The following is a 15,697-nucleotide window of genomic DNA, read 5'->3' on the forward strand; positions in this document are numbered from 1 at the left end:
GGCACGGCGCAGCGGCCCCGGCCGGCGCGCAACACCGGCGAGCGCGCCCCGATCCTCGGCTGCGTCCGCGCCGCCCATTCCCGCCTCCCTTCTCCTTCACCCCAGCAGGGACATGGGCGAAAGCGGCCGCAACGGGGATGTCAGAGGCGCGACCACGCCCGTACGCCCACGGTGACCCGGGAGAGCTCCAGGACGTCGGGAAGGCTCGCGCAACAGTCGTCGCAGTCGCAACAGGTGGTGACCAGCAGGTGCAACGGCGGTGTTCCAGTACGGGTGCCACCGCAGGCGTACGGAGACACGCAGGAGGCGCCGCCGCAGGGCCGCGGCGTCGCAGTGGCCGGCTGCGGACGCGCGCTTCGTGGGCGGCGCTCCAGGCGTGCTGGGTCTGCACCAGGTCGCAGGGGAAGTCGGTGGAGTCCGCGCCGGCATTAGATCGCTTGTGCGAATTCCCTGTCATGCCGGACGCACCGCCGGAGGCACCGATGTGCCGCATCACGAAAGGTTGGTCGTTGCCACCGGGGTTGATGATCAGGGAGTCCGTGTCATCGAGGTTTGAGCGGCACGACGTGCTGATGCCTCAGAGGCATGTCGGTGCCGCCGCCGCTTTATCGCCAGTCGTTGTTCGTCAGCTGCCTTGGACAGTGGCAATCTGGAAAATGTGGAGGCCGGGCACGGCGTGGCTGGTGTGCGGCAGCTGTGGCGGTCGAGTCATACGCTGTTGGTGATCCCGATCGTGCTCATCGTGGTGATCACAGCGGTGGACCAATTGGTCCCGGCCGACGTCCATCTCGGCCCGCTACTGGTCATCGCCCCTGCGATCACCGCCTCGTTCGCCGGCCCACGGCTGACCGGGCTGATCGGGTTTCTGGCCGTGGCGGCGCAGGCGTACATCGGCTGGCACTTCGGCGTGCTGTTCTCGCGCAACGTGGTGGTGCAGATCCTCGCCCTGGCGGTCCTGTCGGCCATGATCGTGTTCTTCTGCGTGCTACGCGAACGATACCGACGCCAGCTCGCCCAGGTACGGTCGGTCGCAGAGGCCGCGCAGCACGTCCTGCTGTGGCCGCTGCCGGAACGGCTCGGCCCGTTGCGCATCGCCTGCCTGTACCTGGCCGCCGAGGACGAGGCGCAGATCGGCGGTGACCTCTACGCGGCCACCCGCATCGTCGGCGGTGTGCGCATCATGATCGGCGATGTGCGGGGCAAGGGCCTGTCCGCCATCGGCGAGGCCGCCCTGCTGCTCGGAGCCTTCCGCGAGGCCGCCCACCGGCACACCTCCCTGCCTGATCTGGCCGTCGCCCTGGAACAGAGCGTCACCCGCTACCTGGCCGACTTCGAGCCGGCCGAGGAAACCGGCGAACGCTTCGCCACCACCTTGCTGCTGGAACTCCCCGACGACGACCACATCACACGAGTAATCAGCTGCGGGCACCCCCCGCCCCTGGTACTCAGCCCCGGCAGTGCCCTCACCGTCCCCAGCCTGCATCCCGCACCACCGCTGGGGATCGGCGAGATGGGGCCGCAGGAATACACGATCGATGTGCTCTCCTTCGAGCCCGGCGACACGCTCCTGCTCTACACCGACGGCGTCATCGAAGCCCGCGACGCCGATGGCGCCTTCTACCCCTTCGAGACACGGGCCGCCCAGTGGAGCGAGGCTGGACCAGAATCGCTGCTGCACCACATCCAGCGCGATCTACTCGCCCACACTCGCGGACGCCTTGACGACGACGCGGCTCTCGTCGCGCTCCGCCGCGAGCCCGACATCCACCGACGCCGCCACCACGGGCGCGTCGTCCACGCGAGCGGGTTCGGTCACAGCTCCTCAACTGGACGTGGGTGAGGTCGATCCGACACCCCCGGGGCAGGCCGCAGACTCTACGAAAGTCGCGGCAACTCACCCGATCAGCAGCCCGCCCTGCGACTGCGCAAAGCTCGGTGGGCGCGCAGCATCCTCACGGTACTGGCCGTGATCGGTGCGCCGGGCGTGTCCTGGGTGGCAACCAGGACCTTCAGCGAGCGGTTGACAGTTCCCGTCAGGTCTCGCTGCCGGCCGCGGCGTCCACCGAGGTCGAGGCAGACGGCTTCGAGGGATTCCAGCAGAAGGCTGCGCGGGATCGGGCACCGTCAGGATGCGCAAGCGCACGACGTCAGGCCGGGCGTCGAACAGGACGAGCTGCCGGTGGACCGCAGGGTTGATCGGCCGCACGACAGGCCGTCGACGCGAACGGGTGCGGCGGGTATGGAAACGCTTCGCCGGCTGCCGGCGGTGAGGCGGCACCATCAGCGCCAGGCGCCGTTCCATGCCGTTGAAGTAGAGCTGATGGCCGCCGCCGGAGACGTGCTCTTCCCTCCCGAGCGGCCCGATGTGCCCTCAGTCATCAGCATCGACGTGCCCGTCCTGCGCAGACGCGTCCCGCACCCCAGCACTCTCGCCCGATCAGGAACGCCTGATGGATCTGCTGCGCGCCGTCCTGGACAGGAAGCCGTGACCCCAACCTCCCCCCACCATCCCTTAATTACGGTGTCGGCCAAGGCCTCGATGGCTCTTCCGGGCATGGTCCCGGGCAAGCCGATCTCGACGCACGGCATGACCCAGAAGCTCGGCCGCCACGGCATCACGGTCCGCACCGCCCGCAACGCGGCCCTCGCCGCACTCGCCGCTGATCTCCCCAGCCCGATCCTCGCCGACCTGGCTGGGATGCACCGACACACCGCGCTCCGCTGGGTCGCCTACGCCAGACGCGACTGGGCCGAGTACCTCGCTGTCCGAGCCGAGGACCAGAAAGAACCGCCCGCGACTGGCGGTTGCCGATGACAGGGCACGATTCGTGCAGCCCCCGCGGCAATCGATAGGCTGCCAGGTCACGACCGCACCCTGTTCGATCCACGGGCCGGTCAGGGCTCTGCCGCAGCTTGTGGCACCTCCACGCTGCCTCGCCGACTCCTGCCCGCCCGGGCCCTGGAACACGGGGGCGATCTTGACGGCGGGGCAATCGGGCCCCGGTCGACGGGTCAGGAGGAACAAGTGGCACAGATCATCGCCGAGGTCTCACGGACGTTCAACGAATTTCTGCTCTTGCCGAACCGGAGCCGGACCGATTGCTCGCCTGCGACGGTTGACCTGCGCACGCCCTTGGTGCGGCACCTCGCGGGCGAAGCATCGGCGATCGAGCTGCACTCCCCGTTCACGTCCGCGATCATGCAGGCTGTCAGCACACCCGATCTCGCGATCGCGCTGGCGCGCAACGGCGGTCTAAGCTTTCTGCACCACAACCAGTCCATCCAGGACCAGGCGGCCGCGGTCCGCCAGGTGAAAAACTTCAAGGCTGGATTCGTCACGAGCGACACGAACGTCCGCCCCGACGACAGCCTGAGCCTCCTGGCAGACGTCATGCGCCGCACCGGCCACAGCACCGCCGCGGTCACCCACGACGGGACCGCCACCGGCCGCTTCCTCGGACTGGTGACCTCCCGCGACTTCCACCCCCAACGCCACGACCTCGACGGACCGGTCAGCGGCCGGATGACCGCCATCGCCGACCTTCCCTATGCCGGGCCCGACACCACGCTCTCCGAAGCCAACACCCGGCTGTGGGACGAACGGCTCGACTGTCTCCCGGTGCTGGACGCCGAGGGCCACCTGCAGCATCTGGTATTCCGATCCGACTACACCGACAACAAGCGCTTCCCGAACCAGGTCGTGGACACCGCCAAGCGCCTGCGTGTGGGCGCGGGCGTCAACACCCATGACTACCAAGAGCGTGTCCCGGCCCTGCTGGAGGCAGGCGCAGACGTGCTGTGCTTCGACTCCTCCGACGGGTACAGCGACTGGCAGGCACAGGCACTGACCTGGGTGAAGAAGCACTATCCGGAGATCCCCGTCGGTGGCGGCAACGTAGTCGACGGCGAGGCGTTCACCTTCCTCGCCGAGGCGGGGGCGGACTTCGTCAAGGTCGGCGTGGGCGGCGGCTCCATCTGCATCACCCGCGACCAGAAGGGCATCGGCCGCGGCCAGGCCAGCGCAGTGCTCGACGTCGCTGCGGCTAGGGACGCCTTCCGCGAGCGCACCGGCGAGTACGTGCCGATCTGCTCCGACGGCGGGCTCCTGCACGACTACCACGTGGCCCTGGCTCTGGCGATGGGAGCCGACTTCGTCATGATGGGGCGTTATTTCGCGCGCTTCGACCAAGCGGCTGGCGCGAAGTTGCCCACCCGCGACGGCTTCGTCAAGGAGTACTGGGGCGAAGGATCGAACCGTGCCCGCAACTGGCAACGCTACGGCCAGGGAGGTCAGGGGCTGGTCTTCGAGGAAGGCGTCGACGGCTACGTCCCCTACGCCGGCGACCTCAACGAAGGGCTCGCCCTGACCATCGCCAAGCTCAAGACCACGATGGTCTCCTGCGGCTCCACCACCCTGCCAGAGTTCCAGTCCACCGCCCGGCTCACTCTGGTCTCAGACCAGAGCTTCCAGGAGAGCCACGCCAACGTCGCCCTGCGGGACGCGCCGCCGACACTCGCCTGAGAAGCTGCCAAGGGGCCGCTGAGTACTGGCCGGAGGGGGAATAGTGCACAGTCGGAATAACCCTCCCGTAACCCGGAAGGTCTTGAAGGACTCGGTCGTGGAGCACTACAGCAGTCCGGCGGTGAAGTCTACGAAGCGGAAACTGGACCCGGACCTGCCTACCAGGCATGGCATTGGCGGATCATCGAACCGGCGGCCCAGGCCATGGACATCGCCTCCCAGCTGTCCTTCGCTGCCGACGCGCGTGCTGCTCGACCGCAACGCGCCGTGCGGAGTTGGCCTTCTCCGCTGTGAGTCCGCGCCACTTTACTGAGGGCTTCGACAGTGCGGACGCCATCAACAACTTCATCGCCCACGTCAACGACAACCGTCGGACCACTGGGCTGGACGAGATCCCGCGCGGCAAGGTCAACCCGCACCAGTTCCGACGGCCCATGGCCATGCTCACCCGGGATTTCCCCGGTTCCGAGATCGCGGTCGGCATGCAGCTCAAACACGCCGCCGCTAGAGCTCTGGAAAATCGCACGACCCAGGGCTACATGGACCAGGCCCCGTCCTGGGCCCGCCATCTCGACCAGGCCATCGCCGACCGCCGCTTCTTGCGACTCCGCGAACTCTTCGAATCGACGCCAAGTGCATCGAAGACGCGATCGTCCCCCAAGGCCACCGTGGCCCACTCGTCGACCGCTGCCGCCCCTCACGCCGCGGCAACAGCATCATCGCCCCAGAACACCTACCGATCCGGAAGGCCGAGCACACCTCCCTGACCCGCCTGCGGTCCACCTCGAAGCTCCCACCGAGCCGCCAAATCCTGATCATCGAGCAGATCCGCGACATCGAGATCGTGCTCAGGAAGGCCGATAAGGCATGCCCCCGGACAGCCGAAGGTATCCGACAAGGCCGAGCAGGCCCTGGGCGAGGCCATGGAGCGACTCATTGTCGGCAGACCCCTCCGCACCGACGGCAAGCTGACGAAGAACAACCTCTGGCGCGAGGCCGACGTCAGCAGGGCCACCACGAACCGGGCAACCGCGATACTCACCGAATGGGACGGTCGTATCACCGAATCCCCGGCCGAGGCCCTTCAACGCCGCGAGGGCGGCCGGGCCATCTATCGGTTGGGGTCGCTCTCGGCGGAGGCGTCGCTGAGCAGGCCGACGGCGCTGTACCAGAGAGGGCCGGGGTTGAGCCGGTCGGCGTGGAGCTTCATCATCTCGTTGAAGAACTCCTGGGGGGTCGGCTTGCCGGCCAGGAGGCGGATTGCGTCGCGCAGGTACTGGCGGGTCTCTTCGAGAATCTTCGGGTCGTCGGGGAGGGCCTTGTTCTTGTGACCGGCGACGACGTGGCGGGGATTGAGTGCGGCTATGTGGTCGATGTTGTCGAGCCATGACTGAAGGCCGCCGTCGCTGCCTTCGAGCATCATCTGATGCACTCCGTTGTAGACGACGTCCCCTGCGACGACGAGGCCGATCGAGGGCTCGTGCAGGACGCTGGTGTCGTCGGTGTCGGTGTGGCCGGTCTCCACGGGAAGCAGGACGTGACCTTCCAGGTGGAAGCCGCCGTCCGGAACAGCAATGGCGAGGACGGGTGTGTTCTCGGGAATCTGGCCGGGGAAGGTCTTCGCGAAGCCCTCCTCCTTGCCCTTCAGCTGTGAGTGCATCTGACGGATCGTGCCCTCGGTCGCGTAGACGACGCTGTCGGCGTCGCCGAAGCGCTCCAGGAGCGGCGCGGTGCCGAACCAGTGGTCGGGGTGGCCGTGCGTGATGTAGACGTAGGCGAGCCGCTTGCCGGAGCGGGCGACCCCCTCCGCGACCTGCTCGATCTGGCCGTTGGTCAGCGGCGGGTCCACCAGGACGGCCTCGCGATCCCCGTAGATCAGGGTGGACGAGATCGGTGAGGAGACGATCTCGTCCCCGTTCGGCAGCCTCAGATCGATCTTTCTGGGCATTCCGTCCGCGACCAGGACCTCGTAGGACAGGGAAGCAGGCTCAGTCATGGTGGCTCTTTCCGGATGAGTGCGGCCCCTTGCGGCACTGTGACACAGGTTGGCGGTGGACTGCCCGTCGGGGCTTTGCCCGCCTGGAGCCGACGAGTTCGGCGAGGTGGTACTGGTGCCGTCCGACCGCGTACGGCACGGATTGCAGGTGTGCCGGGCCGACGGCGATCGAGGGTGTGCAGCGGATGCGAGCAGTTGTTGCTAGAGGGCGGCGGCGAAGCCGTGGGGGCGGTGAATGAAGAGGGCGATGTCGTTGCCGTCGACGCCGGTGACCGACTCGACGCTGCGCGTCAGACCCGCGAAGGTGGGCAGATCCGCAGCGAGCGCGCCGAACAGCGCTTCGAAACCGGCCTCGGCGGCGTTCATGAACTCCAGCCTGGCATCGAGCGGATCGGAGGCGGTCACGGGCGGGGCATCGCCACGCTTGTCAGACCGAATGCCGCGAGGGCGTCCACCATGCGGGGATCACTGCGCGTATCTGAGCGGTAGTCGGAGGCGGGATCGCCGTAGCGGCCAAGGAGAGCAGGCTGCGTCGCGGTGGAGTCGGATGACGTACTCACGCCTGTTGCCTCACCTGCGTCGGGCCGAGACGCGGGCTCGGTGGGGGCTCCGGGGCCGGGGGAAGACTGGTCCGCGCAGGCGACGCAGCCCTTCCCCGCGGGCCTCCGTCCGGGGTCCGGGCGCTATCCGCCCGGGGCGCCGTGGGCGTCGGTCACTTCTCGCCCAGGGCGCGGGAGATCTGCACGGTGTCGGCGGTCTGCTGCAGGCGGGTGATCTTGTCGTCGCGCAGGGTGTAGATGTGCACGAAGCGCGAGCTGAAGCGTTCGCCGGTGGCCTTCGCCTTGCCCTCGTAGCGGCCCAGGGCGATCACCTTGTCGTCGACCTCCCAGAACTCGTCCCCCTCGGCCCAGAACTCGTCGAAGTCCCCGAAGAAGGAGAAGAAGTCGTTGACGATCGCGTCGAAGGCGTCGTGGACGCCGCCGTGAGGGAAGCCTTCGGTGATGTCCCACTGGGCGTCCGGCGAAATGGCCGCGCTGATGACGTTCATGTCGCCCTTGGCGGCGTACATGCGCTTGATGATGTCGGCGTTGGACACGGTGTTCTTCTCCTTGACGAGCTGATCACTGCGCGCGGTGGCAGACGATCGTTTGGGGGTGCGCCTGGCCGCGGTCCGGACCGGCGTTCGTGGCCCCATCCGTTTCGCACGGATGGGCAGGGGATTAAGCGGCCCTGTCCGGCGAGCCGCTCTCGAGCGGTCTTCCGGGCCTGTTCGGTGTCGCCGGTGACGATGGTGAGGACGTCCTCCAGGCCGATCAGCCGGCCGCCCAGCCCCAGAGGCGCTCGGGTATCTCCAACGGGAAGACGAACACCCGCGAGGGATCCCTGGGGCAGTCGGGACCCTCGGCGTCGAGGAGGGCCTCGGTGATGTACGCGACCAGGCGCTCCCTCACCTCCGGGTCATTGATCAGGCTCTGCGGCATGTAGGCGTCGACCCGGTAGCGGGCTCGGCGGCCGGAGCGCCGCCCGCGTAGAGCTGCGTGTGGTGGACCAGGGCTCAGGAGCCAGCGAGCACGTCCTCATCGGCGGGCCGGGCACTTCGGCCTTGAGTATCAGCGTGGTGATCCTTTCGGCCAGGTCACGTTCCGCTTCCAGGCTCAGGGCGCCCTCGGGAAGGTACAAGTCGATCACGGGCATGACGGTTACTCTCCGTCAGGAGTTCTCGGCGTGGTGGCCGCCCGGGCTTCGAGCGGGGTGGCCGCGGCGCTGTCGCGGTGGAGCCGTGCGGTGAGTTGATGGCATGAAGGGTGCCGCGCCGGGCCCGTGGGGGTGGGTGCGGATGTCCGCGGTGATCGGCATTGTGAGCCGGGGTCGCTACGACGAGCTGGTCAAGCAGGGCCGGGGACTGGGTGGCCTCGATGAGCAGCGCCCAGTGGCGCCTCGGTGACTCGGCCATGGAAATCGAGCCGATGCGTCCGGTCGCCAGTCGGGAGAGCTGCGCGTTCCTGGGCGCGGGTGCGGGCTCGGTGGCGCCGTCGCCAGGTGGACCAGTGGAGCAGGCGAGCCGGGTCATGGGCGGCCCGGACGGTCACGGCCGTGAACAGACGCTGAATCTCGTTGCAGGTGAGAGGAATCAGCCCGTCCGGGGTCGGATGGCAGGTGTGTTCGTAAGCGCAAGGTCAACGGTGCACATGTACACGCTCGCCGTCAGCGGCCTGAGCAGACGCTCGTTACTTGCTGCTACTGGCATCACCCGGTGTGGTGCCACCAGTAACGCCCGACGATGAGTTCCTCGAGTGCACGGAGCCTGTCCGCGGCCATCCGCGAAGATGCATCGGGGTGTTTGAGCGCGACGCAGAGGTCGGAGGTGAGGTAGGTCGCTTCGCGAACCTCGCATTCTGCTCGGAGAGTTTCCAGGGAGGTCGTCGTCGCATGAGCGATGACGTCGAGAACGGTCTCCGTGTGGGGGCCGCTGAACCGGGCAAGGAAGAACCAGTCGTCGACAGGTTCTCCGTAGCGGGCCCACTCGAAGTCCAGCAGGGCCGTCACGCTCAGATCATGCACGAGCCAGTTGTCCCAGTGGCAGTCCGCGTGAACCGGGACGACTGCTTGTGCGTGCAGAGGCGCGCGCTCTGCGATCGCTGTCAGGCCGTCGATTAGACGACGAGGTATGGTTCCGTGCCGGTCCAGGGCGGCGAGGTTCTCAACCTCGGCAAAGAGCGCAGCCTGGCTGGTGAACCCGCCGTGGTCGAGAGGTTCTCGCAGCATCTGGTCAGTGTGGTCCGCGGGCATCCAGCTGTGCAGTCGGTCGAGCCGCTGGACTGCCTCCTCCGCCAACGAGCGCGCGGTCACGCCGTCCACACCGGGCATGCCCATGCCAGGAGCCGCCCCGGGCACGCGGGCGTAGCAGGCGTAGCGAACGTCGCGCGTCCCCAGCCGGTGGAGCCCGCTGTCGAGCAGAGGGGCTGTGAGGCCGGAGGGCAGGTGGGGCGCGAGTGCGATCTCCCGATTCAGGCGCGAGTGGCCAGCGGCATCAATGATCTTCACGACGACGTCCGAGCCGACGTAAACGTGGTGGGAGCTGCTCTCAGCGGTGGCCATGGGGCCAGGGTCGCGTCCTAGGGCCGCTGTGGCGATCGCGCGAGTGGCATCGTGGGCTTGCCGCAAGTCGATCATGAGTACTCCAGCCGTAGACGGTGATCTTGCCGGTGCGGTCAACTGAGGCGCGGTTACGGCCACCGTTGATCATCTGTGTGTGAAGACAGAAGATCATCCGGTGGCCGCCGGTCGCAGCGTAGTGCCTGCTCGCTGGCAGGATGCGCTCGAGGGCCTGACGGATCGGATTGCCGGACGGTTCGGTCGGGTGGAACCCCGCCGCCGGGTACGTCAGTTGGTACTCGGGCTGCTGTCCGGACCTGCCGCGCAAGAGCTGCTGGATGATCGCCGAACACGTCGGGGATTCCACCCCGGACGGGCTGCAGCACTTGCCCGGGCGCGCGAAGTGGGACGCCGATCAGGTCCGCGACAACCGGCGGGGCTACGTACTGGCACACCTGGCGGACGACCGATCCGTACTCGTCGTGGACGAGACCCGGGAGCTGAAGAAGGGCACCGCACCGTGGGCGTGCAGCGCCAGTACACCGGCACCGCGGGCAGGATCGAGAACGCCCAGTTCGCCGTCTATCTCACCTACAGTTGCGGGAAGCCGCTGGACGGTGGAGGAGATGTTCCAGAGCTCGAAGACCTTGAGGGGGCTCGACGAACACCAAGTTCGCCGCTGGGACTGCTGGCACCGCTGGGTCACCCTGGCCTGCTCGTCCACGCGTCCTTCGCCGTCACCGCTGCTCTCGAACGCCCAGAGCACGAAGTAGCCGAGGAGGGGGTTTTCATTGTCAAGATCAACACCATGGTCTACCCATGGAAAACCCCGTCGGGGTAGCGGTGGCACGGGTGCGGGTTTCCGCCCACACGACCGATGAGTTCCGCCTCGCCGCGTCGTCTGCATTGTTGGGAACGTCTCCCTTCCGCGCCTGCGGGGGCCCGAGATGAGATGACAAGGAGCGTGCACACCGTGGACCAGGAGAACGTGAGCGCCACCCTGACTGTCGCCGTACCCGCCGCGAGGGTGTTCGCGGTGCTGGCGGACCCGACGAGCCATTCTGCGATCGATGGCACCGGCTGGGTTCAGGAATCCGTCGACCGGGCGCCGCTGACCGAGGTGGGGCAGATTTTCCGGATGGACATGTATCACGCCAACCATCCAAACGGTGACTACCAGGTGGTCAACAAGGTCCAGGTGCTCGACCCGCCGCGCGCCATTGGCTGGCTGACGGGGCAGCAGAAGGGCGACGGTCACCTGGAGTTCGGCGGCTGGATCTGGCGGTACGACCTTGCGCCGCTCGGTCCGTCCGAGACTGAGGTCACGCTCACCTACGACTGGTCGGCGGTGCCGCAGTTCATCCGGGATCGCGGCATCCAGTTCCCGCCGTTCGGCCCTGAGCATCTCACCAATTCGCTGCACCACCTGGCCGAGCTTGCCGCACCGACGTCGCGGGCCTGGACGCCCGGCTAGACACCTGGCGGGCGGCCGTAGCGGTCCACTCGAACGAAGATGTCGGCGATGTGGGCATCGGTCAGGGGCCGATACGCGGCTGGGCGGCGGAAGGCGTTGCCCATGGTCTCGGCGCGGCGGTAGGCACGCAGGGCGTCGGGGTCGAAGGAGGTGAGGCGAGGTGGATGCCAGCGCCTTCACCGGCTGTTGGACGACTCTCTGCGTGAACACGTAGGCCCTTTAGGGGCGGCCTCCTGCAGTCCTCACCCGGGGGAGGCTGTACGGCCGTCACCGAGCGTCCCGCCCGTCAGCCGCACGTGAGGCCACCGCCGTGCGGACATCCACACTGCTCTGCCCGCCGGGCCCTTGCCGCACGACGAGGCGGCTGCCGCGTGGCAGACGCTCGACCAGTTCCACCAGGACGTATCAGCGTTCCCGCCTCACCATCACCTGGGTGTTGCGTGCGATCATGGTTCGGTCCGACACGAGCCGTACGTCACGACCGCGACGCTCCCGCAGTGCGCCTTACTGCGGCGCGTCAGCGCAGTGCAACCTCGCCCGCGTGGACCGCACGCATGGCGCGCTCGACAGTCTCCTGATTTTCGCTGACCGGAGCCACGTAGTCGATGACCTCGCGCGCGGCGTCCTCCCCGAGCATTCGGGTGATCACCCACGTGGCGAGATACTGGGACGCCAGGCAGCCGCCCGCAGTAGCGATGTTGCCCTCGGCGTGGAACGGCGCGTCCAGCACGGTGACGTCGCAGGCTTCGACAAAGGGCCGGCTCTTCATGTCCGTGCAAGCCGGCATGCCACCCAGCAGCCCGAGCCGGGCGAGCACCAGCGCGCCGGAGCACTGCGCGCCGATCAGCTGTCGCGAAGGGTCGAGCCGCAGCCTGGAGATCAGCCGGTCGTCGGCGACCACGTCTCGCGCCTTCACGCCACTACCGATCAGCACGACGTCGGCTTCGGCCACGAACTCCACCGGGCGCTGCCCGGCCACCTCAACGCCGTTCATCGACGTGACCACCGGCGTCGGCGTCGTAATGAAGGCTTCCAAACCGTCCTTACGGCACCGGTTGATCAACGCGGAAGCGATGAAGCTGTCGAGCTCGTTGAACCCGTCGAAGGTGACCACGGCTACCTGCATCACAACTCCTTCAAGTCGGCATCAGATCTGCAGTCTCCCTGGCGCGCAGTTCCTGGGCGAGAGCCAAACAGCGGCCGGTGGCATGCCTACCGGCGCCCCGCGTTTCGAACTGTGCCTGAATACCATACTTACTGTTCCGCCGACCTGCTGATGACAGTGAGCTTCATCCGCCCGACGTCCCTCGGGCCGACATAATCAGAAAGCTCCGGGAGTCGGGTCACCATAGGGCGGCCGTTCCATGGGCGGTGCTGGAGAGATGGCCGCGCCCCAGGCGAGGTACTACCCCGCCAAGTACCAGGCCGTTGTAAACACGCTGGAGAAGCTGCGTGAGGTACTTCCCTGGACTTTGGAAAGCACGAGCACGCTGGAGCCGCGTGATTCGGGGCGTCTCCTGGACTACTGGCGAGGGGTCTACAGCGAGATATTCGAGGTGATCGACACCAGTGGTGACATCTCGTGCAGGGCGCTGGCCCGCGAGGCGATGGCTCTTCCGCCGACGAAGTCGGCCAAGTGTCGGGGATGGCTCAAGAAGACCCGACCGTGATCGTGTGACGAGCTCTATAACCGCTGATCGAACCGGGCCGCTGCTGGTGCGGGCGGTAGAGACTGCTCGGCCCACACGGTCTTGCCGCCCGGTGTATAGCGCACGCCCCAGTTGAGGGCGAGATGGGCGACAATGAACAGGCCACGCCCGCCTTCATCGACCGTCTTGGCATGGCGCAATCGCGGTGCGCTGTAACTGCTGTCGCCGACCTCGCAGGTGAGGGCTCGGTCCTTGATGAGCCGCAACTGCAGAGGCGGGGTGCCGTAGCGGACCGCGTTGGTGACCAGTTCGCTGACGATCATTTCGGCGGTGTAGGCGGTTTCCTCATCCACTCCCCAGAGGCTCAGTTGGCGTTGGGTGTGGGTACGTGCCGTGGCGACAGCTTCGGGGCGGTGGCCGAGATCCCACGTGGCGACCTGCTCGGCGGGGAATGGGCGGGTGCGGGCGAGCAGGAGGATGGCGTCGCCGTGGCGGGTGTCGCTCCGCAGCCGGTACAGGGCGTCATCGCACAGATCCTGCAGGGGCCGGTCAGGGTGGGTCAGCACCTGCTGGAGAAGATCCGGGGAGCCTGGGGCACCGGACGGGGAGGTGGACACGAGGGGTTCGGTGTAGAAGGCCAGGATGCTGCCGTCTGCGACGGTGACGGTCGCGGCGGCGAAGGGCGGTCCTTCAGCACTGCCCAGCGGAGGTCCGGCGGGCAGGTCGGGGATCTCGGTGGTTCCGTCGGGATGGGCGAGGACGGGCGGGCGGGTGCCGGCCCTGGCGATGGTAAAGGTCTGGGTGAGGGGGTTGTAGACCGCATATACGCAGCTTGCGGTAAGCGGCTGCCGGTGCATGGGGTCGCCAGTCGGGAGAGCTGCGCGTTCCTGGGCCAGGCGTATGGCGGTGTCATTGAGGCGTGCGAGGAGCTCGTCGGGTTCAAGGTCGAGTGTGGCCAGGGAGTGGATGACGGTCCGTAGCTGTCCCATGGTGGTGGCCGCGTGGATGCCCTGGCCGGTGGTAGTGCCGACCACCAGTGCCGTACGGGCACCGGACAGAGCGAAGGTGTCGAACCAGCCGCCTCCGCCCACCTCGGACTGCACGTGCAGGTGGGCGGTTTCCACGGCGGTCTGCGCCGCGGCCGAGGGAGGCAGCAGGTGGCGCTGGACTGTCGATGCGATGGTGTGTTCGCGGGTGTAGCGGCGGGCGTTGTCGATGGACAGCGCCGTGTGGGCGGCCAGTTCGAGGGCGAGGGCGACATCGTCCTTGTTGTAGAGGTCGGCTTGGCCGGTGCGGTACAGGCACAGCAGGCCGAGTACTGTGCCGCGCAGAGTCAGGGGTGTGGTGATAAGCGTGCGGGCAGCGGCTGCGCGGATCGCTCCGGCGCGTTGCGGGTCGGCTGCCAGCCAGGGCGTGTCGGGACCCAAGGTAACGAGGCGGGGCTTGAGGTCGGCCAGGGCTTGGGCGTAAGGAGTCGGGAACGGCAGGGCCCGCACGTCGCCCACCGGATGTGCCTGAACCTGCTCCTCACCGCCGCTGTGGCCGAAGGCGACACGGCGCAGCGGCACCTCGCGGCCCAAAGGACTCAGCGGAGGATCATCACCACGCACCACGGCGTCCACCACGTCCACCACGGCGATGTCAGCGAAGTCCGGCACCACGGCCCGCACCAGAGCCTGGCAGGCGGCCACTACGTCGAGGGTCCGTCCCACGTCGCGCACCAAGTCGAGGACGCGCAGGGCCTTCTCGCGTTCAGTGATGTCGTGCAGCGCCGCCAACACCCCCAAGATCGTCCCTTGCGGGTCCTCAAGGCGATACGACGAGACGGAGAACAGGTACTCCGGCGCTGCGGCCGCTGCACGGACCCGCACGAGTCGTTCCAAGGGCGTGCCGCTCTCCAGCACGCCGCACAGTTCCGCCTCCACCTCACCGGGCGCGGAAAAGTCGTACACATCGGTGAGGCGGCGGCCCAGGAACCGCTCAGGGGGCACGTCGCGCAGGAACGTCGTGGGGAGGTTGACGCGCAGAATCCGCAGCTCCGTGTCGAGGATCAGCAGGTGTGCCGGGGCCCGGTTGAACAGGGCTTCCAGTACTGCACGACCCACGCCGGGCGAGACGGCTTCGTTTTGCGCCACGGCAACCCACCTCCACCATCCAGCCTGCTCTTAGCTCCTATGCAGCGCACCTCGCCTCGCAAGAGCGTGTGGTCGGCCGTGCAGTCGCCGTTGCTGCCCAGCCCGGTGAACCGCAGGATGTCGGTCGCGCGGTCGCAAGTCGGGCCCTGCCCAGTGCCCCAGATCCTCCAGCCGCGCGGCAACTTCCGCGAGGGGCATCGCGATAGATGCGATCAGTGCGGGTGAGGGATTCCCCTGCGGTCTCCTCCAGTGCGGCGACCGTAACCGGTACCTGCAGGAGGGTGAAGTGCCGCTGCTCCCCCGCACGAGCCGGGGTGGTCTGGCGCCAGGAAGTGCCTCAAGTTGTCGGAGTGAGAAATTCCGGCCCATACGCGGTGCCACTGAGCCGCAGGCAGGCTCGTCGAGCGCGTCACGGCACGTCAGAGCCTTGCTGCTCACCCCCGAGCGCATCTGGCCCCGACGGTGCGGGTCGCAAGCTGGCGACGACCAAGGTGATGGCGTCGCGGGAACCTCCGCTGACGCCGATGCGGCCCAGCGCAGCGTCGGCGAGGTGCTCTGCGTTAGGGCGCGACCAACCGTGCCAGGCGGCCACGCGAGCTCCGGACTCAGACGCTGGTCAGGGCCAGGCTGGAGGGGGGTGCTCTGTCGGGATTCGGGCCAGGCACCCGCCGGACGTCCAGGACGGATTCGTCCGGGGCTCGGGCGGGGCGCACCGACCCCCGGTCGCCGTACTAGGCCGTTTCTGATGGCTCTTGGACGGTGTCGCGGAGCCAGATGACGATCGCCGTGACGGCCAGGGTGCCGTTGAAGATGTAGTCGCGTTTG

14 protein-coding genes and 1 pseudogene are annotated in these 15,697 nt (G+C 67.7%); 7 read left to right on the forward strand and 8 right to left on the reverse strand.

Annotation, left to right across the window (positions count from 1 at the left end):
* Window positions 1-685: 685 nt before the first annotated feature.
* The 4 genes from AB0D27_RS42465 to AB0D27_RS42480 all read left to right on the forward strand — a co-directional run bounded on the left by AB0D27_RS42465 (window position 686) and on the right by AB0D27_RS42480 (window position 5,289).
* Window positions 686-1,840, forward strand: coding sequence for a PP2C family protein-serine/threonine phosphatase (locus AB0D27_RS42465; RefSeq protein ID WP_362520270.1), 1,155 nt, complete (start codon window positions 686-688; stop codon window positions 1,838-1,840).
* Window positions 1,841-2,485: 645 nt separating this feature from the next.
* Window positions 2,486-2,815 (forward strand): hypothetical protein, encoded by a 330-nt coding sequence (locus AB0D27_RS42470; RefSeq protein WP_362520232.1) that lies wholly within the window; start codon window positions 2,486-2,488, stop codon window positions 2,813-2,815.
* 210 nt (window positions 2,816-3,025) lie between these two features.
* Window positions 3,026-4,522: an IMP dehydrogenase gene (locus tag AB0D27_RS42475; protein ID WP_362520235.1), complete on the forward strand. Its 1,497-nt coding sequence runs from the start codon at window positions 3,026-3,028 to the stop codon at window positions 4,520-4,522.
* 290 nt (window positions 4,523-4,812) lie between these two features.
* Complete coding sequence (locus tag AB0D27_RS42480) at window positions 4,813-5,289, forward strand: hypothetical protein (protein WP_362520238.1); 477 nt, start codon at window positions 4,813-4,815, stop codon at window positions 5,287-5,289.
* Window positions 5,290-5,633: 344 nt separating this feature from the next.
* Here the strand turns inward: AB0D27_RS42480 and AB0D27_RS42485 are convergent, their stop codons facing one another.
* From AB0D27_RS42485 to AB0D27_RS42510, 6 genes are all read right to left on the reverse strand, one after another.
* Window positions 5,634-6,518, reverse strand: a complete 885-nt coding sequence (locus AB0D27_RS42485) for an MBL fold metallo-hydrolase (protein ID WP_362520241.1) — start codon at window positions 6,516-6,518, stop codon at window positions 5,634-5,636.
* A gap of 201 nt (window positions 6,519-6,719) precedes the next feature.
* Window positions 6,720-6,923 (reverse strand): hypothetical protein, encoded by a 204-nt coding sequence (locus AB0D27_RS42490; protein ID WP_362520243.1) that lies wholly within the window; start codon window positions 6,921-6,923, stop codon window positions 6,720-6,722.
* Window positions 6,920-7,078, reverse strand: a complete 159-nt coding sequence (locus tag AB0D27_RS42495) for a hypothetical protein (protein ID WP_362520246.1) — start codon at window positions 7,076-7,078, stop codon at window positions 6,920-6,922. The genes AB0D27_RS42490 and AB0D27_RS42495 overlap by 4 nt, the downstream gene beginning before the upstream one ends.
* Window positions 7,079-7,230: 152 nt before the next feature.
* The gene (locus AB0D27_RS42500; protein WP_362520249.1) at window positions 7,231-7,614 is read right to left on the reverse strand and encodes a nuclear transport factor 2 family protein; all 384 of its coding nucleotides are present in this window, start codon (window positions 7,612-7,614) and stop codon (window positions 7,231-7,233) included.
* Between the two features lie 217 nt (window positions 7,615-7,831).
* Window positions 7,832-7,999, reverse strand: coding sequence for a hypothetical protein (locus AB0D27_RS42505; RefSeq protein WP_362520252.1), 168 nt, complete (start codon window positions 7,997-7,999; stop codon window positions 7,832-7,834).
* A gap of 766 nt (window positions 8,000-8,765) precedes the next feature.
* The gene (locus AB0D27_RS42510; RefSeq protein ID WP_362520255.1) at window positions 8,766-9,617 is read right to left on the reverse strand and encodes a phosphotransferase; all 852 of its coding nucleotides are present in this window, start codon (window positions 9,615-9,617) and stop codon (window positions 8,766-8,768) included.
* 229 nt (window positions 9,618-9,846) lie between these two features.
* On the opposite strand from AB0D27_RS42510, the pseudogene AB0D27_RS42515 reads away from it, so the two are divergent.
* Together AB0D27_RS42515 and AB0D27_RS42520 are read left to right on the forward strand one after the other, a co-directional pair.
* Window positions 9,847-10,212: pseudogene (locus AB0D27_RS42515) on the forward strand (transposase); the annotation flags it as partial.
* Window positions 10,213-10,587: 375 nt separating this feature from the next.
* Entirely contained in the window at window positions 10,588-11,088 is a 501-nt protein-coding gene (locus tag AB0D27_RS42520; protein WP_362520258.1) for a polyketide cyclase, read from the forward strand.
* A gap of 517 nt (window positions 11,089-11,605) precedes the next feature.
* On the opposite strand, the gene AB0D27_RS42525 is transcribed toward AB0D27_RS42520, so the two are convergent.
* Window positions 11,606-12,214: a DJ-1/PfpI family protein gene (locus AB0D27_RS42525; RefSeq protein WP_362520261.1), complete on the reverse strand. Its 609-nt coding sequence runs from the start codon at window positions 12,212-12,214 to the stop codon at window positions 11,606-11,608.
* A 238-nt stretch (window positions 12,215-12,452) separates the two neighbouring features.
* On the opposite strand from AB0D27_RS42525, the gene AB0D27_RS42530 reads away from it, so the two are divergent.
* The gene (locus AB0D27_RS42530) at window positions 12,453-12,758 is read left to right on the forward strand and encodes a hypothetical protein (RefSeq protein ID WP_362520264.1); all 306 of its coding nucleotides are present in this window, start codon (window positions 12,453-12,455) and stop codon (window positions 12,756-12,758) included.
* A 14-nt stretch (window positions 12,759-12,772) separates the two neighbouring features.
* Here the strand turns inward: AB0D27_RS42530 and AB0D27_RS42535 are convergent, their stop codons facing one another.
* Window positions 12,773-14,872, reverse strand: coding sequence for a SpoIIE family protein phosphatase (locus AB0D27_RS42535; protein WP_362520267.1), 2,100 nt, complete (start codon window positions 14,870-14,872; stop codon window positions 12,773-12,775).
* Window positions 14,873-15,697: the final 825 nt, after the last annotated feature.

It is taken from the genome of Streptomyces sp. NPDC048415 (genome assembly GCF_040651675.1).
In the GTDB taxonomy this organism is placed as follows: domain Bacteria; phylum Actinomycetota; class Actinomycetes; order Streptomycetales; family Streptomycetaceae; genus Streptomyces.